Source organism: Paenibacillus xylanilyticus, from assembly GCF_013359935.1.
Taxonomy (GTDB): Bacteria; Bacillota; Bacilli; order Paenibacillales; family Paenibacillaceae; genus Paenibacillus; species Paenibacillus xylanilyticus.
Map to the genome: position 1 here is coordinate 261,630 of NZ_JABMCB010000190.1, position 22,355 is coordinate 283,984.

The window sequence follows — 22,355 nt, forward strand, 5'->3', positions numbered from 1 at the left end:
AACGTACATTTAAGGAGGCAGCTTCCATGTATATATATTTGGTTCCTTCCCCGATTCCGGACGTGCTCGCTGCATATCCGCATCTGACCCTGCGGAGCGAGGAGCAGGTTCGCCTTGCCATTGAAACGACAGAACGTCTGATGAATATTGAGCCGAATGACAGCGTAGCCGCATATGAGGCATTTGATGCCGCAGGCTCCTGGACAGGCGGAAGCTTTGCTGTTTTGAATAATATCCCTGTTACGGAAGACGGCCGTGTCGACTTCGAGGAACGGTTCAAAAACCGTGCGCGCAAAGTGGAGGACGAGCCTGGCTTTGTCGGTATCCGTGTGCTCCGACCCCTGAAGGATGATACGTATGTTGTACTTACCCTCTGGGAGTCAGAGAATCACTTCAAAGACTGGCAGCAGTCTCAGGCATACAACCACGCTCACCGCAACCGCAGTACGAGCGAAGGGCTGACCGCGCAGAAACCAGCCATGTTCCCTAGAGCTTCTTTTGTTACGACATACACGATAGAATAATTGATAAATTCATGAACCCCAAGTTTCCGAACAGTCTATGTAGTGGATCGTATGGCCTCTTCCTGAATGGGAGGGGCTTTTCTATTTCGTATTTTTGACACAACATACCATGAGGTAGCATAATACTTGTTAAATGAAACTTCGGAAGGGAAGGCGGTTATGTTGTCACGCAGTTCACTCACCCGGTTTCTAAGCGGACCGTTTATATTGTTCACCGTTATTATGATTATCAAAAGCTCCCTGGCCTGGATCGTCATCTTTGATGATATTCCGGTCTGGAAACCATTGCTTACCGAGCTGCCGCTCATCTGGATCTGCTTCTGTCTCATTGAGTGGTTCGCAGGCAAAAGGCGGATGTGGGCCTATCTTGCACTGAATCTGGTGCTGTCAGGCATTTTCTTCGCTGCCATTATGTATTACAAATATTATGGAGTTATCGTCAATTATCACGCCCTCGCGCAGGTTAATCAGGTGACTTCGGTTAAGAGCAGCATGTTCTCCTTGCTGGACCCGTATTACTTGTTTATTTTTGCGGATATCCTCATTATTAGTGGCATATTGATCCGACGTCGGATCAAGCTTGGCGCTGCCGAACGTCCGGAAAAAGCACCTCTGGATCGCAGAAGCAGACGACGGGTTGCCTCTGTAATTCTCATCATGTCCCTGGTAATCTGCATGCTCAATATATATCCGAACCGTGCAAGCATGAGCGAGATTACACAAGCGGAACAAATGGGGATTCTCGGTTACGAAGCGTATACCATTCTGGCGGATCGACCTGACAAGCCTGTGCCCCTGGATACAATCGATCAGGATTACATTGATCAGATTAAACAAACGACCGAGATCGACGCCGTTGTGGATGCGGGAGCAGCCAAGGGCCGGAATGTGATTGTCCTCCAACTCGAATCATTTCAGAATTTCCTGATCGGACTTAAGGTGGATGGACAGGAAGTCACACCAAATATCAACCGTCTTGCAGAGGAGAGTCTCTACTTCCCCAATTTCTATCAACAGGTAGGCCAGGGTAATACATCGGATGCCGAATTCGTTGTGAACACGTCCTTCTATATCCCGCCAAACGGAGCTGCATCTACGGTCTATGCCGATAAGGCTCTGCCAAGTCTGCCCAAACTGATGTCCGCGGACGGTTATCAGACAGCCACTTTTCATACCAATGATGTTCGTTTCTGGAATCGTGATCAGCTTTATCAGGCACTGGGTTTTGACCAATATTATGATATCAATTATTTCGGCACAGAAGATTCCATTGCCTTCTCGGCATCGGATGAGGTGCTGTATACGAAGACACTCGACAAGCTTGAAGAGATGCAGGCAGCAGGTTCTCCATTCTATGCACAGATTATTTCCATGTCTGCGCATCACCCTTACCATTTGCCGGAGAGCAAGGTAAGCCTGACACTGCCAGAGCGGTACAAGGACACATTGCCTGGCGATTATCTGGTATCCCAGCATTATGCCGATCAGGCAGTGGGACAATTAATTGAAGGTTTAAAACAACGCGGACTATGGGATAACAGCCTGCTGGTGGTATACGGAGATCATCTCGGTCTGCCTATCTACTCCCTGGATCGGGATGACAAAGAACTAATGAAGGAAATCTATGGCCGGGAATATACATCCGCGGACATGATTAATATCCCGCTTATCGTTACCGCACCCGGCATTACGCCTGCTAAACAGCTCGAACAGATTGGCGGACAGGTGGACATTCTGCCAACGATAGCCGGGCTGACCGGAGCTTCTCTCCAAAACCAGCTGCATTTTGGGCAGGATCTGCTGCGAGAGTCAGGCAATCTGCTGCCGGAACGCTACTATCTTCCATCCGGTTCAGTGCTTAACGATGCTTCACTGTTCATTCCGGAAACAGGGTATGGCGACGGAACCCATTACTCACTTGCCAAAGCCGGAAGGCAGGATATACAACAGGTGGAGAACAATGGGGATCAGGAAGCTGACCCATCGGAAGAGAACGCTGTTCCAGCAACAACCACTCCCGATGAGGGCTCTTCGTCCTCTGAACGTTATATTACGAAGGATGAGTATGAACGGGCTCTGGATCTCATGCATTTGTCTAACAGTTATTTGATTCAGCTGCCTGATGGAAATACGGAAGAGTAATTCCCAAGCCATCATTCAACATTATAAAACAATCACGAAAAGCCCTTGGAACAGGATTGAATCCTGCTTCATGGGCTTTATTCATTTCACAGCTATAGTAGGCTGAGCGTTATTCTAAGCTTTATAGTATCACAATGGCAGCAGCGGAACCGTAGTTCTAGCACGCAATTGGTCTACCATGGCAAGCCATTCCTGCGGCTTATTCGGCAGGACGGCATAATAGCGATTCAGGAAATCGGCCACCAGGCTGGCTGGCAATTCTCCCTGCTCCTCATGGCTTGGCATGAAGCACAGATCTAGACCCCCAACCGCTTCCCCATCACCTTGCCAGGAAGGATGAACATACGGGAAATCCAGTCGTTGATATCCGAGATGGGACAGCACTTCACGGCGCACATATGGGTCCATTGGTTTGATGCCGCCAAATTCATGATCCTGGCTCAGATATGGATTATAGATTTCGGCAAACATGCCGAACAACTCCTTGCCGTTCGCGGATGCAAGCTGCTGCAGGTCACGTTTACGATGATTGGCAAGGAAACTGCCGATCCCTAGTCCTTCGCGGCCGATGATCGTAAAATCGGTCATGGCTACATTCCAGTCTTCGTAATAGCGGTATTCTGTCGCACCCACCACGTTTCCTTCGTGTACAGCCACAAATACGCGAATGCCCGGGTCTTCCAGCGGTTCCTGCCACAGCGGAAAGTCCAGTACTTCCTCTGGCGGGAAAATCTCCTGCATCAGCTTGTGCATCTGGGCAAACAGGGGATCATTAATCGATGTTATACGAGTAAATTCCATGGATTCATCTACCTCCTTAATATGCGTTCCATTATGACTTGAACGGATTGCGCCATTCCATGAGGGCTGCATAGTTGCAGGACTCCTCGTCATCCAGATAATCGGCCGTCACACCTACGGGCATCCGTCCGCAACGCAGCAGGAACGAGATCACCGGATCACGGATCTCGCCGGATACGACCTGCTCCAGATACGCCTGAGCTGTCATCTCGTCTGCAACCAGATGGTATCCCGGCATTCTTCCGGCACCGAGCAGCCGGTCCATTCCCTCGGCAATCACCAGATGATACATGGCCTGCATCATGAGCTGCGCCAGTCCCCACTTGCGGTACTTCGGACGTACACAGAGATCGACAATATAGAGCGTATTGCCATCCGGCTGATGATTGCGGATGTATCCGTCATCCGTCACTTCTGTCCAGGTATGGCTCATCGGATGTGAAGGGTCCCAATGTATTCGCAGCGAAGTCATTGACCCCGCCAGCTCTCCTTCCACTTCAATGCAGATGGCGCCGTCCGCGTAATTTGCGATGTGACTGGCAAGCTGCTCATGATTCCAGAGCAGCTCTTCCGGATAGGGCGGAGGGAAGCTCTCGGCCTGGATGCGAATCAGTTCATCGAAGTCACCCGTCTGGTATGGACGAATGATAGCCTTAACGGGCTTACCGTTTCGATCCGGACCGGTAATCAACATTTCTTTTTGATACATGCTGTTCCTCTCCTCCTCTCAGCAGATAACGCAATTACTGTTCATACCTCAGTATCGGCGGATCAGCAAACTACTCCCAATCTGTATACAGATCAGTGCGGCGGTCACGCCAGGTCGTTACGGATCCGCGCTCACGCACTTCGTAGAGCAAGTCCAGATCCAGATCGGCCGTTACAATCATATCGTCGTTAATTTCGCCTTCAGCCAGAATACCGCGCGGGGGGAACGGGACATCATTCGGTGTAATGATCGCTGCTTGCCCGTAGTTCGCCCGCATGAAGTCCACTGTCGGCAGGTTGCCTACCGTACCGGTCAATACAACATAAACCTGGTTCTCCACTGCGCGGGCATGACTCGTATAGCGCACCCGGTAGAATCCGTGGCGGTCATCCGTACAGGAAGGACAGAAAATGACGTCAGCCCCTTTGGCTTTTGCCATACGGACGATCTCCGGGAATTCGATATCGTAGCAAGTCAACATCGCAATTCTGCCTTTATCTGTATCAAACACTTCCAATCCATCACCCGGTGCCATGTTCCATTCCTGCACTTCGGTTGGAGTGATATGAATCTTGGCCTGGCGTGCAATACGTCCATCCGGATAGAACATATGGGCAGTATTATACAGCTTGCCTTCGCGTCTGATGACGTGGGTTCCCCCGATCAGATGCATGTTGTATTTGGCAGCCAGCGATGTGAACAGCTGCTCGTACTGCTCCGTAAAGTCTGGCAAATCCTCAATTGTCAGCGCATTGCCCTGACTGTCTCCGATAGACATTAACTGAGTCGTAAAAAATTCGGGAAACAGCACAAATTCGGTTCCGAATTCGTCAGCTGTCCGTATATAATGCTCGGCTTGTGCAGCGAACTGCTCAAAGGAGCTGATGGTTTGCAATTGATACTGTACAGCGGATACCCGCAGTTTCATCTTCCTCCACCTCCACCATTATTCTGCTCTCATTGTAACAACGAAATGAAGTAATTTCTATTTCCTTTGTTCGCTCAACATCGCCTTTGTAAACCCGATCCACTCCCGGGTGGCAAAAGAAAGATATCGGTCCTTGCGCCAGATCATGCCGAGCTGCCAGGGAATCACGGGTTCCACAACGGGCATAATGCGTACACGCATATGATCCACCTCACGGCAGATCGTTTCCGGCAGTAACGCCACACCCAGATTGGCAGCGACCATTGCACTGAGCAGATCCCATTGTGAGCTTTCATAGACGACCCTTGGCTGAAATCCTACATGCTGACAGGCAGCAATAATTCGATCATGCAGGGCAAAATCCTCCCTGAACAGCACGAATGCATCATGCTCCAATTCACGTAAAGCAACCGACTCTTTTCCCGCAAGCGGATGCGAAGGGTGCACGAGCAGATTCAGCTTTTCCTCCACAAAAACAAAATGATCGACGAGCTCATCCACCGTCGGAAGCACAGCAACACCAATATCCAGTGCACCGCTGATGACATCAGCCTCGACCTTCTTGGCACCATCCTCAAACAGTTGAATGCTCACTTGCGGGTAGGCCTTATGAAATTCACCAATGATCATGGGGAAAAAGCTGGAACCCACCATTGGAGGCAGACCGATACGCAGATGGCCTTTCTTCAGGTTCATCAGATCATCGAGTTCGGACGACAAACTTCGGAACGACTTCTCGATCTCCAGTGCCTGCCTGAAGAAGACATGCCCCGCATCGGTCAATTCGACTTTCTTCCCATACCGATCCAGCAGGGTAACGCCAAGCTCATCTTCAAGGCTTTTGACGGTTTTGCTAATCGTCGGTTGGGTGATAAACAGAACTTCAGCCGCCTTGGTAAAGCTCTGCTGCCGGGCGACTTCCAGAAAATATTGCAAATGGCGGATATCCATCGTCTGATTCCAGCCTCTCATAGATAAATGGAATAGAAAACATTCTTAATATGCATTTTACTCATGAAAGAATGCGATGTAAAATTTGTAACAACAAAGTATGTTTCCATTCATTTTCATAAACAATCAAATCATTCACGTTGATGATATAAGGAGGAATTAAAGTGAAAAAATGGGGACTTGGTGTGCTGCAGGTTGCTCTCCTCATGGTCTTTTCACTGCTTATGGACCAGCTGGCCCGTTTTCTCCATTTGCCTGTGCCGGGTTCCATACTCGGTATGGTCGTGCTGTTCATTTTGCTTCAGACACGGGTCGTGAAGCTGCGCTGGATTGAAGTCGGAGCCGCCTGGCTGCTAGGTGAACTGCTGTTGTTCTTCATTCCTTCTGCGGTGGGCATCATGAACTACATGCCTATGCTGGAGCATGACGGATTGCAAATTCTGTTCATTGTCCTGCTAAGTACATTTCTGGTTATGGCCTGCACGGGCCTGGTTGCCACACGAATTGCGAAAAGAAAGGGGCGTCACACCGGATGATTGGATTTCTCTGCCTGTTATTAACCGTCGGTATCTACTTGATCGCCAAACGCATGTATCGTCAACTGCCCAAGGTTTATCTGTCTCCACTGCTGATTACGCCCCTGCTTGTCGTTGGCGTTCTGCTCGCAACCGGGACAGATTATGAGGCTTACAGCAGTGGTGGCAAATGGCTGAGCCTTCTGCTGCAACCGGCTACGGTAGCTTTTGCCGTACCGTTATATACGTTCTTTCATGTACTCAAAAAGCATATATCCGAGATCGTCTTCAGCGTGATGACCGGATCGGTGGTTGCCGTGCTGTCTTCCGCCCTGCTTGCCAAATGGCTGCAGCTGGATTCCGGGCTGATCCATAGCCTGATTCCGCGTTCCATTACCACACCGATTGCCATGAACGTTTCGGCTACCATTGGGGGCATCCCCGCAGTTACAGCGGTTTTTGTCATCATGACAGGTTTGCTGGGTGCAATTATGGGCCCTTCCATCGTAAAAGTGCTCCGCATTGACGGAGAGATTGCCCGCGGAACCCTGCTGGGAACGGGCGCGCATGGAACAGGAACCTCGAAGGCATTTGAGCTCAGTTCCCTGACAGGAACCATCTCCAGTATCTCCATGGTACTTGCTGCATTGTTCACTTTGGCGGTTGCACCCGTTCTTTCCAAACTTATTTTCCCATAATAGATGGAATTATCCCTTTTATTTGAAATATTATTGTTGTATTAAAGCCCTTTCTTCCTTACAATAAGGACAGGTTTTATAAGCGAATATTGCGGGGGAGATGCGATGAAAAGAACCGGAATGAAGAGATCTCTGGACCGCCTTGGACGAATTGTCCTTCCCAAAGAGATGCGGGATACGATGGAAATCCATATCGGCGATCCGCTTGAGTTTTTCATTGAAGGGAAAGAGTTGATTTTGAGAAAGTACAAATCAACATTGTGTGTGTTTTGCGGTGATATGGATACGGATATGTATTTCAAAGAGCAATTCATCTGCCGGACGTGTGCTGTTCAATTAAAACACCCGGATGACTCTCCCGAATGGTTCGTTCCTCAGAACAAACAGGCTCCTGCAGCCGTGGAGCGTCCTGCTTCTGATTCCGCCAAAGTCTCTTCTCCCACTTGGGATGAAGGAACTGTACCTGCCAGCACTGAATACCCTGACCTGCGGCCCAAGACGGCGCGCATGCTGCAACAGATGAAAGAAATTGTTGAACAGAATCCTGGTTTGGCTCAGCAGCAGATTGCGGAAAAGCTTGGTATAAGCCAAGGACGCGTCTCCCAATTAAAGAAATTGCTATAGTACGATTTCAATTCATTATTTATAATCAGGAGATTTTCCTCTATAGGAAGTCCTACTGCAAGAGAACCCTTTGTGATGTGTGGGTTCTTCTTTTTTTTTAATAAGGACAGTCTTTGACTTCTTCAGCACCAGAGAATAAGTACGGACCAGGAAAAGCATAACAAAAGAGGACTGCTGTTTATGACAGCAGTCCTCTTGTACTAATTTAATCTATACTGTTTGATCTGCTGTTACGCCTGAATGACTTCCAGGATCGATTCTTCTTCCTCCAGCTTGCGCATACCGATCACCAGAACGACAATAGTGGCAACCAGCAGTGCTGCCGGAAGAGCTATGGCCCCGTATTGCCCGTAGATCAGATGACTGCCGAGCGCACCAATCAGAATAAACGTCAGCACCCCTGCTGCCAACATGCGGGTACGCGGGATCAGCAGCCCTACTGCGCTGAGCAGCTCTACCGCTCCCAGCAGATACATCGTCCATTTCGGATACGAAAAGCTTTCGAAGGTCTGCACCATCATCTCCGCACCCATCACTTTGTTAAGCCCCGTCATCACAAATACACCCGCTAAAACAACCAGTACAATATATCCAATAACTTTCATTATGTATGTTCCTCCTGTAACGAATCTAATGGTTAGACAAAAAGAAAAGCTTGAGCATCTTGCCTGCTGCGCATTCCGATTCCAGTCCAATCTGCAAGATGCTATCTATGTAAAAGCTGTCTTGCGACAACTCGGTTTTCATGCTGGCATGTGAACCGACAAAACAGTCCGTTTCCATATGATAGGTATTAATGAATACCAACTTACTTTTATGAAGTGAGTATATAATAATAAGATTATTTATTCAAGTAATTTTTTGATAAATAGTGTATAATACATACAAAAGGGTTGCTGCATGGGTTGTTGTCGTGACTTTTTGGATTGAATGTTTTCTTATTTTTCGTCAGAGTGGCATTAAGCCAGACACTTTTATATACAAACATTTAGCATAAATCCAGTGAGCGACTTCCAACCGGCAAGATATGATCGAAATGACCTTTTCGTTTATATCTTGTACCCGGGAGTGATTGGAATCGAATTATGCAAAATGAGATACAAGCATCGTTATGTGAATCGAGGTGAACACGTTGAAGCTGAGAAAAGCAAAATCGCCAAGTCCCTGTTTGATCACTCAGGCCATGGACATCATCGGTAAGAAGTGGGTCCTGTTAATCATGTACCAGCTGTTGTCCGGACCCAAGCGTTTCACGGAACTGGAAGCGGAAATGGCCATTAGCGGTCGTTTGTTATCCGAACGTTTGAAGGAAATGGAGATGGAAGGAATCGTAACCCGCCATATGTATCCTGAAATTCCGCCCCGGGTTGAATACGAGCTGACTCCCAAAGGCAAAGCTATTGAGCCGGTCATCGATCAGATTTATGGCTGGTCATCCGACTGGCTGAAACGATAGTAAGGTAATCGCTTATATGTAACACCAAAAAAGCCTGAACAGGGCTGATCTCCTCAGATCAGTTTCCCATTCAGGCTTTTTAATAATGAAATGAATTAGTGAGAGAGATTCTTGGCAGGCTTAAGCTGCACCGGCAATCCCGAATCGGCAGACACCAACGCAGCCGTTGTAATCTCCTGTGTACGGCAGGCATCTGCATAGTCAGACAGAATCCGTGTACGGTCACCGGTACGAAGGGCATGAATAAACGCCTCATTTTCCCGTTCATACGGGTTATGTCCTGCCGGAATCTCCTGACCTGCCATCGCATGGGCAGCAGCACTCGGCAGCAATAGACGGTCCGGTGTCCAATCCCATACGCCAGCATCGGTATAGAACTGAAGTCCGGCCCCGCCTTCCCCATCCGGCAGCAGGCATGTATTGGCAATGCTCGCGATGGCTCCACTCTCCAGCTTGAGCGTAACATTCGCCACATCCGCCACCGTAACATGGTCATGTTTCTCATGCATCACACGCTGAGCTGCCACGGCGTACACCTCAGTTACTTCTCCCGCACAATACCGAAGCAGATCCACAATATGTGTTGTCTGCTCGACAAACTGTCCGCCAGACCCATCCTGACGCCGCCACCAGGCAACTCCTGGCATACCACCCATCCAACGTCCGAGTGCCATGCCTACCGTCTGATCCTTCATTGCTCCCCGCAGGACTTGAGCCGCTTCCTGATAGCGGAAGTGATAACCTACAGAAGTAAGCAATCCTTTATCCTTCACCTGCTCCAATATCTGGCGCGGGATGTCCATCCCTGTGCTCAGCGGTTTCTCCACGAGGAACGGGATGCCGCGGCGAATCAGTTCCGCTTCAATTGAACCGTGGGACATCGGTGGAACACAGATGTAGACCGCATCCAGCTTTTCTCCATCCAGCATCTGTTCAAGCTCACTGTAACCCACTGCATCATATACGGAAGCCATCGCCTCAGCCTTCTCCAGCGTAGTCCCTAGCACACCTGCCACCCGAACACCTTCCATTCGTGCCAAAATATCTGCATGAACCTTGCTGAACCAGCCTGTTCCAATAATGCCGATCTGTAACGTCATGGATGTAATCCCCTCTCTTTGTTACGCGCTTACATGTTCCATTCGACCCCCGGAATCGAAATCCTGCATTACCTTTTGCCGGATGCCTCCAATATCAGCGGGTCCAGCTCCTGTTCGTACAATTTCTTTTGCTCATCCGTCCAGCATAACCGCTCACCCATGTACTGAATAACGGCCGACTTATACTTGCGTACCTCATGGATTCGAAAAAATAAATCCCCTGTCCGTCGCACCAAGAAGTCAGCCGGAGTTACAGCCATCTCTTCTTCAATAGCATAATCAAGCATGAGCAGCAGTTCCTGTGGCATGCCATGCCGTTCAGCCTTGGCACGCGGATCAGGCATGCGCTCGTATAGTGCTTCCACATTGGAGCCATAGGTACGGGCCAGCCGTTCCGCTGCAGACCGATCCAGCCCCAGAGCAACTCCGTCCTTAATTTTGCGCTCTGAATAGGAAGCAAATCCGGCTGAACCACCGACGTCTCCGCCGGAGATAGGCATCTTCTTCGTGATGCTGGGACCTATGGATCTCCCCGTCTCCTGTTCCAGCTGGCGGGCAGCCAGATCAACAACCATTTCAGCCATTTTGCGATACCCGGTCAACTTGCCTCCTGCAATCGTGATCAGCCCGGACGGCGATACCCAAACTTCGTCCTTGCGTGATATTTCGGAAGGCCCCTTGCCTTCCTCGTGGATCAGCGGACGCACGCCGGCCCACCCCGACTCCACATCTTCGGCACAAATTTGAACTTCTGGAAACATGCCGTTCACCGCATCAATGACATAATCCCGATCTGCTTCGGAAATGAGCGGATGGGCCGGGTCATCTTTGAAGACGGTATCTGTCGTCCCCACGTATGTTTTGCCATCTCGCGGGACCGCGAAGACCATTCTTCCATCCGGGGTATCGAAATAAACAGCCTGTCGAAGCGGAAACCTGGACCCGTCAAACACCAAATGAATCCCCTTCGTCATCTGCAGCGTTTTGCCCTGGCGTGAACCGTCCACCTTGCGCAGCTCATCAACCCACGGACCCGAAGCATTGATGATCTTGCTCGCCCTTAGTTGAACATGCTGGCCTGTTATCTGATCTGTAGCCTGAATGCCGATGATCTTGCCTTGTTCCTTCACGAAACCGTCTGCTTTTACATAGTTCACAGCTTGTGCCCCGCGGCGCACAGCTTCTTTCATCACTTCAAGGGTGAGCCTTGCATCATCCGTCCGATATTCCACATATAGCCCACCGCCCAGCAGTCCCTCTCGGCGCAGCAAAGGTTCACGATCCGAGACGGCTCCGGCGTTCAACATTGCACGACGTTCACTGCGCTTTACGCCAGCGAGCCGGTCATACACCATCAAACCAATGGACGTGCTGAAGCGGCCAAATGTACCTCCCGTATAAATGGGTAACAGCATCGGTTCCGGTGTTGTCACGTGGGGTCCATTTTCATACACTATTGCCCGTTCACGCCCTACCTCAGCCACCATTTTCACTTCAAACTGTTTGAGATATCTTAAGCCGCCATGTACCAGTTTGGTAGAACGGCTGGACGTACCCGCCGCAAAGTCCTGCATCTCAACCAGCCCGGTCTTAAGTCCGCGGGACGCTGCATCAAGTGCAATGCCTGCCCCGGTAATCCCTCCGCCTATCACCAATATGTCAAAATGTGCATTCGCCATCGATTGAAGATACTCACTGCGTAGTCCTGCTGAGAAAGCTGCTGCCATCGGTATGCCTCCCATTCATTGACTTTATTTTCTTTACAAATTCTCCGTAAAAGAACAAAAAAAGACCACGTCATTCGCTACAGCAATTGCTGAGCGGTACGTGGTCTCTCCCGATCTCCAGACATCATTTTTTAACTTGTGCCTTAATCCTATCACACATTTTGAGCGGCGTGAAGGCCTGAAATGACACATTATTCAAAAAAATTTCAAAAAGATGTTCTGCCTAAGGATGTAATTTCAAACTGACCCACTAACCTTTTTAATTTCCTTTTAATGGGCATATACATTTCCCCATCCAGGAAAATAAACCCTGTAAGTTATGCATCATTTTCCACCAATAAATATCAACTATTGAATTTGTTTAATGAAAAAGTACAAATGCCCATATTAAATTAGCACACTCACTTGAAGGCCATCGCAGCTTTTACCGCACGCTGCCAGCCGGCGTACAAGTCGTTCCTTGTTTCCTCCGCCATTACCGGATTGAACACACGCTCCGTGTTCTCATGATCTGCAAGTTCCTCGGTGCTCTCCCAGTATCCTACGGCGAGACCTGCCAAATAGGCCGCCCCCAGAGCGGTTGTCTCGTTTACCAAAGGGCGTTCAACCGCAACCCCCAAAATATCGCTCTGAAATTGCATCAAAAAGTCATTCGCCGCTGCACCGCCATCAACCCGTAAAGAATCGACAGCGATGCCCGAGTCGGATTCCATGGCAGCCAGCACATCTCTGGTCTGATAGGCTAATGCCTCCAGCGCAGCACGGATAAAGTGTTCCTTGGTTGTCCCGCGTGTCAGGCCGAATACAGCCCCCTTAACCTCGCTGTCCCAATACGGACTGCCCAGCCCCACAAAGGCCGGCACCATATACACCCCATCTGTGGATGGCACCCTTGCGGCATAATCCTCACTATCCTTTGAGGTGCGCAGCATTCTTAACCCGTCGCGCAGCCACTGAATTGCGGAGCCCGCAACAAAGATACTGCCTTCCAGTGCATACTCCACCTTACCGTTCACGCCCCAGGCAATCGTTGTAATAAGTCCATGATCGGACTGCACCGGATCTTCCCCGGTATTCATGAGCATGAAGCACCCGGTACCGTATGTGTTTTTCATACTGCCCTTGGTATAACATCCCTGCCCGAACAGGGCGGCTTGCTGATCGCCTGCTGCTCCCGCGATCGGAACCCGGTGACCGAAAAAGTGATAATCCATCGTATGTGCGTACACCTCAGAGGAACCCCGTACTTCTGGGAGCATCGCTTTTGGAATGTCGAGAATGCCCAGCAGTTCATCATCCCACTGCAGATCATAGATGTTATACATTAATGTGCGGGAGGCATTGGATACGTCCGTCACATGTGTACCTCCACTCAGCTTCCAGATGAGCCAGCTGTCGATCGTACCAAACAGCAGCTCCCCTTGCACAGCACGTTCCCGCGCTCCTGGCACATGGTCCAGAATCCACTTGACTTTCGTACCGGAAAAATAGGGATCAATGAGCAGACCCGTTTTCTGACGAAAAAGGTCAGCGAGCCCCTTTGATTTCAGCTCCTCACATATCTCAGCGGTCTGTCTCGATTGCCAAACTACAGCATTATAAATAGGCCGGCCCGTTTCTTTGTCCCACACCACGACCGTCTCACGCTGATTCGTAATCCCGATTCCGGCAATCTGGACGGGCTTGATTCCGCTCTCTGCCAAGCATGAAGCCATCACTGCAAGAATGGAACTCCAGATTTCATTCGCATTCTGCTCGACCCAACCCGGTTTGGGAAAATACTGCGGAAATTCCTGCTGCGCAATATGTATGATCTCCCCATCCCGGTTAAACAAGATGGCCCGGGAACTTGTAGTCCCCTGATCCAGAGCCATAATATACTTTTCCATATAGACAACCTCCTGTGTAAGCATATGGCACCATTCGATTCCAACTGAGCTGCCTGAATTGATGCAATGCGTTGAGTTATGCTACTGCTTCGATCTTGTAAGCGATTCCCCAAAGTGTCGGATCAGGTCAAAATTGGACGTCGTTACTGCTGTTGCTCCAGCCTCCAGCGCCAATTCGACTTCTTGGGCGGATCGGATCAGCCCACCGGCAATAATGGGGATTCCTGTCCGCTCTGCCACCTCCGTAATAATATGCGGAATGACGCCGGGAAGCACCTCAATATAATCCGGCTTTGTTTTCGCCAGCAACTGATAACTTTTCTCCAAGGCATTCGTATCCAGCAGAAACACACGCTGAATGGCGGTAATCCCCTTTTGTTTCGCTTTTTGAATCACGGTCGCCCGCGTTGAAATCAATCCTGCCGGACGAATATGCTGACACAGATATTCTGCCGCGTACTCGTCATTCTTCAGCCCTTGTACCAGATCGGCATGGAGCAGTATCTTCTTGCTGCGGCGCCGAGCCTCATCCAGCAAACTCTCCAACTGAGCAATATGGGTATCCAGCAGAACCCCATACGTATAAGGGCCCTCAATAATCGCTTCGAACTGCTTCATGCTCTTGGCAGCCGGTAACATGCTCTGTCCCTCAAATGGCACAATCGTTCCTCCTGCATCATTCAGATTGCCTATATTGTATAATCCGCATGGTAGATCGGCAAGCAGAGCCAAGCGTAACAACTTAAATCCAATAGAACGCAGTGCTCCGTACTAAACACAAAAAAAGCCGTTGTTGCACACCTCTGAAGAAGTGAACAACAACAGCCAGCCTGTCGGTTATACAACAGGACATGTTCCACCGAAATCATGCTGTGTTTAACGCATACGGACTATACGTTAAGCCTGTGCATGCGGAAGCAGCACTTCATTAGCCCAGCCATCATTCTCTGCCAAGTGACCGGAACGGCTTACTTTGGTCTGTAAATATTTCTCATTGAAAGCCGAGCGATCTCCCCACAAAGGAACACGTCCGCCCACATTCAGTCCCGCTTCCTGCAATGCAGCCAGCTTCCGCGGGTTGTTGGTGATCAATGTAACTGGTGCGGAACGCAGTGCACGCAATACGGCAATGGCATCATCATAGTTACGGGCATCGTCCGTAAATCCGAGTTGAAGGTTGGCATCAACGGTATCCAAACCTTCCTCTTGCAGAATGTAAGCCATTGCTTTGCTGAACAGACCAATACCGCGGCCTTCATGGTTCGCCAGATAGAACAATGCACCCGCTCCATGGGCTGCGATCATTTTCATGGACTGCTCCAGCTGGAAGCCGCAATCACAGCGTTTGCTGCCAAAAATATCGCCGGTATGACAGATGCTGTGCATGCGGATCAGCGCTTCCTGTGCTTCAGCAAAATCCCCGTACACCAGTACGCTCGATTGCTGACGCTCTGCCAGTTCTGCAGTCGCCAGTGATTCAATCAGTTCGCCGCTGTCCATCACCTTATCCGATTTCAGCCAGCTGTACCACTGGAATGTGCGTGTCTCTCCATCCAAATTGACCGGCAGTTTGATCGGTCCAACCAGATATATAAATTCTTTTCCACTCGGAAAAGTCTGGATTTTGGGGGCAAGTAGTTGAATAATATGTGAATTAATCATAATGATAAGTTCCTCCTGTTAAGCCATTTTATATGCTGGTTGAGCCGCATCTAGACCGAAAAAAGATCATCGGACGGATATGGTACGTATCTATATTATTGTCATCATCATTAGTTACTTTATGTAAGCAAGTTTAAAATAAAAATTATATTGTGTCAAGTAACTTTTGTTTTTAAAGTAACTAATAAAATTATGATATGGAACCGTCACAAATTTGTGTTTCATTTTTAGAATATTGGGTATGAGTTTATAAACTGCTCATAGAATGATGTTGTAGTCCAAAGTACTTCATGCCTCGAACTTAACGATGAGGGGGTTGTGCACATGATCCGCGGGAAAAAAACTTGCTGGACAGCCATCATGATGGTCTGCGTCCTGCTTATAAGCGGATGCTCCATCTGGCCAGGACAAAACGATTCTGCGAACAACAAAAAGGTAGCGCTTACACTTTGGTACTGGAACCGTTCCATTGATGATAAGCTGATTGCCAAGGCCAGGGAAAAGTTCCCGAATATTGAGCTGACCGCACAAAAGATCGGCGGTGATTTTAAGGCAAAGCTCAAAACAACGTTGGCAGCCAAATCAGGTGAGCCGGATATTGTGGCCTTAAATGACTGGATCATGGAGCTCTTCCCCAGTGAGGACCGTTTTTATAATCTTTATGATCTCGGTGCAGGGGATATCGAAGACCAATATCTGGATTGGAAATGGAAACAAGGTGTAACACCAAGCGGACAGATGATCGGTTTTCCGATGGATACGGGACCGACAGCACTCTTTTACCGTGCAGACCTGTTTAAGGAAGCTGGACTTCCATCCGAGCCGGAAGATGTTTCCCGTCAGCTGAACAGCTGGGAGGCGTATGCTGCTGCCGGAGAACAGATCAAGGAGAAATTTGGAGGAAAGGTTTATCTGACCGACAACATTGGAAGCGTTTACAACCAAGTGTTATCCCAAGGAGCTGAGCGTTACTTCCGTCCGGATGGTTCGTTTATCGGCATGGACTCTCCTCTCGTACGAACAAGCTGGGATACATCCATTGATTTTAAACAAAAAGGACTGCTTGCCAATGCGGACGGCTGGACTCCAGGCTGGAATGCAGCGATGAACAATGGGGAAATTGCATCCTTCGTAGGTGCTGTCTGGATGAAACAGGTACTGCAGGAAGCTGCGCCGGATACATCCGGTAAGTGGCGGGTAGCCCGCGCTCCTGGAGGAGATGGTAATAATGGCGGTTCGTTCCTGTCCATTCTGAAATCCAGTGAGCATCCTCAGGAAGCATTCGAGCTGGTTCGCTGGCTGCAGAGTCCGGAAAACCAGCTGGAACAATATCAAACATTGAACCTTTTCCCTTCCGCACCAGGCGTGTTTGATTCACCTGCAATGAAAGAAGAAGAGCCCTTCTTCGGCGGACAGGCGACAGGACCAGTGTTTGCCGAATCAGCCCAGCAGGTTCCAGATGCTTTTTTTGGTGAACGATACCCATCGGTGCACAACATTATTACCCGGCGGCTGAATGATGTCGCGAAGCAAAATGCCGATCCCGGACAGGTCTGGACCGATACCGTACACCGCGTCGAGCGGGAACTGCAGCGTTAACCTGAAGAACGTGTGTGTTCGATATCCGCAAAGGAGGAATTCATATGGCTGTCACCGAACCTCGCCTCACACCCGAACCCGGAGCCGTGCGTCCGGACCTGGATCGGAAGAAATCTCTCCTGTCCCAGATTTGGGAGCATCGTGCTCTATACGCAGCAATCTCACCGTTCTATATTCTGTTTGCCGTGTTTGGCCTGTTTCCCATCGGTTTCTCGTTGTATCTGGCGTTCCACAAGTGGGACGGCATCGGAATAATGACCTACAACGGGCTGAACAATTTCAAATACATGCTGACCGATGCCGAGTTCTGGCAGGCTGTGGGCAATACGTTCATGATCTGGATTTACTCCACCATACCCATGCTGTTTTTCGCCCTGATCGTGGCCTTTTTGCTGCATGCGCCATTCGTGAAGTTCCGTACGCTGTTTCGGGTCGGTTACTTCCTGCCGAACGTCACCTCCATCGTGGCCGTGGCGATCATTTTCGGCGCGCTGTTTGCCAACAATTATGGCTTCCTCAACTACCTGCTGCAGTCGGTCGGGCTTCCGGTCGTTGAATGGCTTAATGCGCCTTGGGGTATTAAGGTGGCCATCTCCTCCATGGTGGTCTGGCGCTGGACGGGTTACAACGCGGTCATTTACCTGGCCGGACTTCAGAGCATTCCGCAAACCTTGTATGAAGCAGCCAAAATTGACGGCGCATCCGGGATACAGTCCTTTTTCCGAATTACGATTCCGATGCTGCGACCTGTCATTCTGTTCACGGTAATTACATCAACGATTGGTGGCATGCAGCTGTTTACCGAACCCCAGATTCTCGTAGGCAACGATGGCGGCGCAGGTGCGGCCGGGATGACCATCGTTCTGTACCTTTACCGGGAATCGTTTATCAACAATTACTTCGGCTATGGTGCAGCGGTCGGTTGGGGCATGTTCCTCATTATTGCCCTGTTCTCCATCGTGAACTGGAAGCTCGTTCAAGGCAAATCATCCTGATGTGACAAGGGGGGAGCGCTCATGACGTCCAAACACCTCAAATCGCTGGTGTTGTATACCGGTCTTATCGGGGGCATGCTCATTTCCATGTTCCCGTTCTATTGGCTAATTGTAATGTCCACCCGGACGACGTCCGACATTTACGCCTTTCCACCCCAGCTCTGGTTCGGGGGAGAACTATGGAATAATATCAGCCGGGTGCTGGAGCAAATTGACTTCTGGGGCGCATTTGTCAATACATTGTTTGTATCCGGCATGGTGACGGTGTTGGTGTTGTTCTTTGATTCACTGGCGGGTTTTGCGTTTGCGAAGTTTGAATTCCCGGGCAAAAAGTGGCTCTTCGTCCTGCTGCTCGCCACCATGATGGTGCCTTCCCAGCTGTCGCTGGTACCTTCCTTCGTACTCATGGCGACGTTCGGTTGGGTTGGTTCCTTCAAGGCCCTCATCATTCCGGGCATGGTGAACGCCTTTGGCATCTTCTGGATTCGCCAGTATGCCACCGAGTCCATACCCAATGACCTGCTCGATGCGGGCCGGATTGACGGCTGTAATTTCTTCCGGCTCTACTGGAATGTGGCGCTGCCAATCCTGCGACCTGCGTTTGCGTTTCTCGGAGCGTTTACCTTTATCGGTGTGTGGAATGACTACCTGTGGCCGCTTATTGTCCTGACAGATGAGCGAAAATACACGCTGCAGATTGCCCTCTCGCAATTAAACGGACTGTACAATACGGACTACGCCATGGTCATTGCCGGGACACTGCTCGCGGTTATTCCGCTCATCATCATGTTCCTGTTCATCAGCCGCCAGTTCATTTCAGACATTGCTGCAGGGGCTGTGAAGGACTAAGACATCGGCAATTTTGATCCATCCCTCAAGTCTGATATTCTTATCTATAGATAAATACCAGATGCCATATAAGTTGGATGAATAGCGACACGTAAACGGAGGGGACAGAAAGGACCTGAGGAAGTGCAACGTTCGCGTTTATAACCAAATTTCTTCCTTTGAAGAGGAGAACCAAGAAATTTGGGAATAACAGCGATCAGAAGGCTTTCTGTACCCGGAGTGTTAACGTGCAGCAGCATTCATTTAACTTATATGTTAGAGAAAGAGGGATGACAAAATGGCTTCTTCACCCTATATGATCGGCGTAGATATCGGTACCACCTCCACCAAAGCTGTGCTGTTTGAACAGAACGGCTCCATCGTGGCTCAGGGCGGTGCCGATTATCCGCTGTACACTCCTACTCCTGCGATTGCAGAACAGGATGCGGACGATATTTTCCAAGCTGTCGTGGAATCCGTTAAACAGGCCACGTCCAAGGCGGGTGTCAAACCTGACGAAATCCTGTTTGTATCGTTCAGCTCCGCCATGCACAGCATCCTGCCTGTCGATGAACACGGCAAACCGCTGATGCGGGCCATGACGTGGGCAGACAATCGCAGTGCCGAGTGGACCGAAGCACTCAAAAACGAGATGAACGGCCACGAAATCTACCTGAGAACAGGTACGCCGATCCATCCAATGTCACCTATTACCAAAATCATGTGGCTGACCCGGGAACGGCCGGAACTGTTTAAGCAGACCCATAAATTCATCTCCATGAAAGAATACGTGTTCTTCAAGCTGTTTAATGAATACGTGATCGACCACTCCATGGCATCTGCTACAGGAATGATGAATCTCGAAAAACTGGACTGGGACGAGGAAGCCCTGCATGTGGCAGGGATTACGCCAGACCATTTGTCCCGGCTTGTACCGACCACTCATGTACTCAAGGAGGGGTTGAACCCGGAATACGCGAAGGAAATGGGCATTGCAGACAAAACACCATTTGTCATCGGGGCCAGTGACGGCGTGCTCTCCAATCTCGGCGTGAACGCCATTGATCCTGGCGTTGTGGCCGTGACCATCGGTACCAGCGGCGCGATTCGCACGGTAGTGGACAAACCGGTTACCGATCCAAAAGGCCGCTTCTTCTGTTACGCGCTCACTGAGGATGCGTGGGTAATCGGTGGTCCAGTGAACAACGGCGGGGTCATTTTCCGCTGGATTCGGGACGAGTTTGCGGCTTCCGAGGTAGAGACGGCAAAGCGACTGGGCATCGATCCTTATGAAGTGCTGACTCGTGTCGCGGAAAATGTACCACCAGGATCGGAAGGTCTGCTCTTCCATCCCTATATGACAGGTGAGCGGGCTCCGCTCTGGAATCCGAATGCTCGCGGCTCCTTCTTCGGTCTGACGCTTCATCATAAGAAGGAGCACATGATCCGCGCGGCTTTGGAAGGCGTGCTGTTCAATCTGTATACCGTCATGCTTGCTATTGAGGAGAAGATCGGCCGTCCCACCAAAATTCAAGCAACAGGCGGCTTTGCCCGCTCCGAACTGTGGCGGCAGATGATGGCGGATATATTTGACCAGGATGTGATCATTCCTGAAAGTATTGAGAGCTCCTGCCTGGGCGCAGCAGTGCTGGGTCTCTACGCTCTTGGCCGCATTGATTCCCTGAGTGCCGTCTCCGGCATGATCGGATCAACGCATCGTCATCAGCCTGACCCAGACAGCGTCCGCATCTACCGGGAATTGCTGCCAATCTTCATCCGGATCTCTCGCAAGTTTGAAGAGGAGTATGCGGATATCGCCGCTTTTCAAAATAAAACGATGCATCAGAAGTAAGCTTGCCACGCTAGCGAATCGCAGGCACCTTATGTTGAGGTTAAACCTTGGCATGTTGAAGCTAAAAAACTTCAGCCACGTTATTTCGGCAGGAGTTTGCGCTGGAACCGATAATGTAGCCAAATAAAGTGCCTGGGATTCGTTAGAGCACCGCTTCTGCTAAAATTCACCGAATAGCGTGTCTCCAGTTCATTAGAAGGAATATGAATTGCTGCACGTTCAAGAGGGTCATCCCGTCATGTTTATGACATATGGGATGGCCCTTCTTCATGTACATTTCTTTTGTACAAAAATATTCTGAATGATGAATCCCTACTCCTCCGAACTCGAGGTTCAGACTCAAAACTATCGCACCTTAGAACCTGGAAAGAGATAGTCCAATATGCTACGTTCATAGAGTTGAACTGAACAGCCGATTTCCCGGTCTAGTGGAATGAATATGGAATACGACAGGAGGCTAATTGCATTGTTGGACAAAAAAGCGGCAAAAATACTGCTGAATACATTCTGGGGAGGTGGCGGCTGGAAGACTGCTCCTGCACCCTTCTCTGGTGATGAATTTGAATATGCCAAAAGCAAACATGTGATGTTCGATCCGCTGACCATCACCCATGACGAGATCGTTGATCGTCTGCACCAGCTTCACCAGGACACCACCATGAAGGAAAGAGTTGTTTCGGCTTTTGTGCACAGCCTGTCCACCAAAAAAGTATATTTACGCAGTGCGCTCTCAAGCTGGGCATTAACCTCACAGTTGCCTCTGCACACCTATGGGGAGCGGCCCGCACTGCATGCCAATACCAGTTCATGCGGGGATTGCAATTACCTGCGACTACAGTCGGACAGGGAATATGTAAACGTCGATCTGAACGTTCTGAATTTTGAGCGGATCAAATGGGGCGGTGTTCGTCATAACTGGCTGCTCTACTGCCTGATGGACCTGGAATTGCTGCGTCTCGACAATGAATCAAGCTACGAGGTAACCCCTGAAGATATAACCATACTTGAACACCTTCTCGCAGCCTCTCAGACAGGCGATCCCAGAGATAGTGCCCGCTCGCTTGAGAAGCTATGGAAAGGTCTGTTCCCTTCGAGCAAACAGGAACGGGATGCCCTGCTTGAGATTTGGGCGGCCTCGGGTCTGCTTGTTCCCGGAGATAAGCCCAGAAAAGGCAAGGGTGGCTCCAGTGATTTTATATTTGCCGCTACCTGGCAAGGAGATGACGGTTATAATGCAGAGGCCGCGAACCACTACTTTGGCTCTTATCTTCAACAAACGTTCTAATATGCTAGTGTTCTGTTGCATGTTTAGTCGTGCTGGTTACAATAATGACATCGACAGATTTCCGCTTTAG

At 49.8% G+C, this 22,355-nt stretch carries 21 protein-coding genes; 11 read left to right on the plus strand and 10 right to left on the minus strand.

Annotated elements, in window-relative coordinates:
- The first annotated feature begins 26 nt into the window (after positions 1-26).
- Together HP552_RS35410 and HP552_RS18155 are read left to right on the plus strand one after the other, a co-directional pair.
- The gene (locus HP552_RS35410; protein WP_175396814.1) at positions 27-524 is read left to right on the plus strand and encodes an antibiotic biosynthesis monooxygenase family protein; all 498 of its coding nucleotides are present in this window, start codon (positions 27-29) and stop codon (positions 522-524) included.
- A 159-nt stretch (positions 525-683) separates the two neighbouring features.
- Positions 684-2,666, plus strand: coding sequence for an LTA synthase family protein (locus HP552_RS18155; RefSeq protein ID WP_376768965.1), 1,983 nt, complete (start codon positions 684-686; stop codon positions 2,664-2,666).
- A gap of 129 nt (positions 2,667-2,795) precedes the next feature.
- On the opposite strand, the gene HP552_RS18160 is transcribed toward HP552_RS18155, so the two are convergent.
- The 4 genes from HP552_RS18160 to cidR all read right to left on the minus strand — a co-directional run bounded on the left by HP552_RS18160 (position 2,796) and on the right by cidR (position 6,055).
- Positions 2,796-3,467 carry a GNAT family protein gene (locus HP552_RS18160; protein ID WP_175396815.1) on the minus strand — a complete coding sequence of 224 codons (672 nt, stop codon included), beginning with the start codon at positions 3,465-3,467 and terminating at the stop codon, positions 2,796-2,798.
- 31 nt (positions 3,468-3,498) lie between these two features.
- Positions 3,499-4,176 (minus strand): GNAT family N-acetyltransferase, encoded by a 678-nt coding sequence (locus HP552_RS18165; RefSeq protein WP_175396816.1) that lies wholly within the window; start codon positions 4,174-4,176, stop codon positions 3,499-3,501.
- Positions 4,177-4,246: 70 nt separating this feature from the next.
- Positions 4,247-5,104 (minus strand): carbon-nitrogen hydrolase family protein, encoded by an 858-nt coding sequence (locus HP552_RS18170; protein ID WP_175396817.1) that lies wholly within the window; start codon positions 5,102-5,104, stop codon positions 4,247-4,249.
- Between the two features lie 57 nt (positions 5,105-5,161).
- Positions 5,162-6,055: a cidABC operon transcriptional activator CidR gene (gene cidR, locus HP552_RS18175; RefSeq protein ID WP_175396818.1), complete on the minus strand. Its 894-nt coding sequence runs from the start codon at positions 6,053-6,055 to the stop codon at positions 5,162-5,164.
- 164 nt (positions 6,056-6,219) lie between these two features.
- Between cidR and HP552_RS18180 the strand changes: the two genes are divergently transcribed.
- From HP552_RS18180 to HP552_RS18190, 3 genes are all read left to right on the plus strand, one after another.
- Positions 6,220-6,591, plus strand: a complete 372-nt coding sequence (locus HP552_RS18180; protein ID WP_175396819.1) for a CidA/LrgA family protein — start codon at positions 6,220-6,222, stop codon at positions 6,589-6,591.
- Positions 6,588-7,268: a CidB/LrgB family autolysis modulator gene (locus tag HP552_RS18185; protein ID WP_175396820.1), complete on the plus strand. Its 681-nt coding sequence runs from the start codon at positions 6,588-6,590 to the stop codon at positions 7,266-7,268. Before HP552_RS18180 ends, HP552_RS18185 begins: the two co-directional genes overlap by 4 nt.
- Positions 7,269-7,373: 105 nt before the next feature.
- The gene (locus HP552_RS18190; RefSeq protein ID WP_175396821.1) at positions 7,374-7,892 is read left to right on the plus strand and encodes an AbrB/MazE/SpoVT family DNA-binding domain-containing protein; all 519 of its coding nucleotides are present in this window, start codon (positions 7,374-7,376) and stop codon (positions 7,890-7,892) included.
- 230 nt (positions 7,893-8,122) lie between these two features.
- Here the strand turns inward: HP552_RS18190 and HP552_RS18195 are convergent, their stop codons facing one another.
- A complete protein-coding gene (locus HP552_RS18195) occupies positions 8,123-8,497 on the minus strand; it encodes a DoxX family protein (protein ID WP_175396822.1) in 375 nt (124 codons plus the stop codon).
- A 578-nt stretch (positions 8,498-9,075) separates the two neighbouring features.
- Between HP552_RS18195 and HP552_RS18200 the strand changes: the two genes are divergently transcribed.
- On the plus strand, positions 9,076-9,348 hold the full coding sequence (locus HP552_RS18200; protein ID WP_175397069.1) for a winged helix-turn-helix transcriptional regulator: 273 nt from the start codon (positions 9,076-9,078) through the stop codon (positions 9,346-9,348).
- 95 nt (positions 9,349-9,443) lie between these two features.
- On the opposite strand, the gene HP552_RS18205 is transcribed toward HP552_RS18200, so the two are convergent.
- From HP552_RS18205 to HP552_RS18225, 5 genes are all read right to left on the minus strand, one after another.
- Positions 9,444-10,448, minus strand: a complete 1,005-nt coding sequence (locus HP552_RS18205) for a Gfo/Idh/MocA family protein (protein ID WP_175396823.1) — start codon at positions 10,446-10,448, stop codon at positions 9,444-9,446.
- Positions 10,449-10,516: 68 nt separating this feature from the next.
- A complete protein-coding gene (locus HP552_RS18210) occupies positions 10,517-12,175 on the minus strand; it encodes a glycerol-3-phosphate dehydrogenase/oxidase (protein WP_175396824.1) in 1,659 nt (552 codons plus the stop codon).
- Positions 12,176-12,576: 401 nt separating this feature from the next.
- Positions 12,577-14,064: a glycerol kinase GlpK gene (gene glpK, locus HP552_RS18215; RefSeq protein WP_175396825.1), complete on the minus strand. Its 1,488-nt coding sequence runs from the start codon at positions 14,062-14,064 to the stop codon at positions 12,577-12,579.
- Between the two features lie 81 nt (positions 14,065-14,145).
- Positions 14,146-14,724 (minus strand): glycerol-3-phosphate responsive antiterminator, encoded by a 579-nt coding sequence (locus HP552_RS18220; RefSeq protein WP_175396826.1) that lies wholly within the window; start codon positions 14,722-14,724, stop codon positions 14,146-14,148.
- A 237-nt stretch (positions 14,725-14,961) separates the two neighbouring features.
- Entirely contained in the window at positions 14,962-15,726 is a 765-nt protein-coding gene (locus tag HP552_RS18225; protein ID WP_175396827.1) for a GTP cyclohydrolase II, read from the minus strand.
- A 324-nt stretch (positions 15,727-16,050) separates the two neighbouring features.
- Here HP552_RS18225 and HP552_RS18230 point away from each other — a divergent pair, with 324 nt between their 5' ends.
- From HP552_RS18230 to HP552_RS18250, 5 genes are all read left to right on the plus strand, one after another.
- Entirely contained in the window at positions 16,051-17,325 is a 1,275-nt protein-coding gene (locus tag HP552_RS18230) for an ABC transporter substrate-binding protein (RefSeq protein ID WP_175396828.1), read from the plus strand.
- Positions 17,326-17,369: 44 nt separating this feature from the next.
- Positions 17,370-18,320, plus strand: coding sequence for a carbohydrate ABC transporter permease (locus HP552_RS18235; RefSeq protein WP_246310947.1), 951 nt, complete (start codon positions 17,370-17,372; stop codon positions 18,318-18,320).
- Positions 18,321-18,341: 21 nt separating this feature from the next.
- Positions 18,342-19,169, plus strand: a complete 828-nt coding sequence (locus HP552_RS18240) for a carbohydrate ABC transporter permease (protein ID WP_175396829.1) — start codon at positions 18,342-18,344, stop codon at positions 19,167-19,169.
- A 277-nt stretch (positions 19,170-19,446) separates the two neighbouring features.
- Complete coding sequence (gntK, locus tag HP552_RS18245) at positions 19,447-21,000, plus strand: gluconokinase (RefSeq protein ID WP_175396830.1); 1,554 nt, start codon at positions 19,447-19,449, stop codon at positions 20,998-21,000.
- Between the two features lie 469 nt (positions 21,001-21,469).
- Positions 21,470-22,285, plus strand: coding sequence for a hypothetical protein (locus HP552_RS18250; RefSeq protein ID WP_175397071.1), 816 nt, complete (start codon positions 21,470-21,472; stop codon positions 22,283-22,285).
- Positions 22,286-22,355: the final 70 nt, after the last annotated feature.

What these genes read in the sequence shown, in the direction of transcription:
- glpK (WP_175396825.1), bottom strand. Translation starts at nt 14,064, where the DNA reads ATGGAAAAGTATATTATGGCTCTGGATCAGGGGACTACAAGTTCCCGG.
- HP552_RS18160 (WP_175396815.1), bottom strand. Translation starts at nt 3,467, where the DNA reads ATGGAATTTACTCGTATAACATCGATTAATGATCCCCTGTTTGCCCAG.
- HP552_RS18240 (WP_175396829.1), top strand. Translation starts at nt 18,342, where the DNA reads ATGACGTCCAAACACCTCAAATCGCTGGTGTTGTATACCGGTCTTATC.
- HP552_RS18155 (WP_376768965.1), top strand. Translation starts at nt 684, where the DNA reads ATGTTGTCACGCAGTTCACTCACCCGGTTTCTAAGCGGACCGTTTATA.
- HP552_RS18205 (WP_175396823.1), bottom strand. Translation starts at nt 10,448, where the DNA reads ATGACGTTACAGATCGGCATTATTGGAACAGGCTGGTTCAGCAAGGTT.
- HP552_RS18235 (WP_246310947.1), top strand. Translation starts at nt 17,370, where the DNA reads ATGGCTGTCACCGAACCTCGCCTCACACCCGAACCCGGAGCCGTGCGT.
- HP552_RS18190 (WP_175396821.1), top strand. Translation starts at nt 7,374, where the DNA reads ATGAAAAGAACCGGAATGAAGAGATCTCTGGACCGCCTTGGACGAATT.
- HP552_RS18230 (WP_175396828.1), top strand. Translation starts at nt 16,051, where the DNA reads ATGATCCGCGGGAAAAAAACTTGCTGGACAGCCATCATGATGGTCTGC.
- HP552_RS18195 (WP_175396822.1), bottom strand. Translation starts at nt 8,497, where the DNA reads ATGAAAGTTATTGGATATATTGTACTGGTTGTTTTAGCGGGTGTATTT.
- HP552_RS18200 (WP_175397069.1), top strand. Translation starts at nt 9,076, where the DNA reads ATGGACATCATCGGTAAGAAGTGGGTCCTGTTAATCATGTACCAGCTG.
- HP552_RS18165 (WP_175396816.1), bottom strand. Translation starts at nt 4,176, where the DNA reads ATGTATCAAAAAGAAATGTTGATTACCGGTCCGGATCGAAACGGTAAG.
- HP552_RS18185 (WP_175396820.1), top strand. Translation starts at nt 6,588, where the DNA reads ATGATTGGATTTCTCTGCCTGTTATTAACCGTCGGTATCTACTTGATC.
- HP552_RS18225 (WP_175396827.1), bottom strand. Translation starts at nt 15,726, where the DNA reads ATGATTAATTCACATATTATTCAACTACTTGCCCCCAAAATCCAGACT.
- HP552_RS18210 (WP_175396824.1), bottom strand. Translation starts at nt 12,175, where the DNA reads ATGGCAGCAGCTTTCTCAGCAGGACTACGCAGTGAGTATCTTCAATCG.
- HP552_RS18170 (WP_175396817.1), bottom strand. Translation starts at nt 5,104, where the DNA reads ATGAAACTGCGGGTATCCGCTGTACAGTATCAATTGCAAACCATCAGC.
- gntK (WP_175396830.1), top strand. Translation starts at nt 19,447, where the DNA reads ATGGCTTCTTCACCCTATATGATCGGCGTAGATATCGGTACCACCTCC.
- cidR (WP_175396818.1), bottom strand. Translation starts at nt 6,055, where the DNA reads ATGGATATCCGCCATTTGCAATATTTTCTGGAAGTCGCCCGGCAGCAG.
- HP552_RS35410 (WP_175396814.1), top strand. Translation starts at nt 27, where the DNA reads ATGTATATATATTTGGTTCCTTCCCCGATTCCGGACGTGCTCGCTGCA.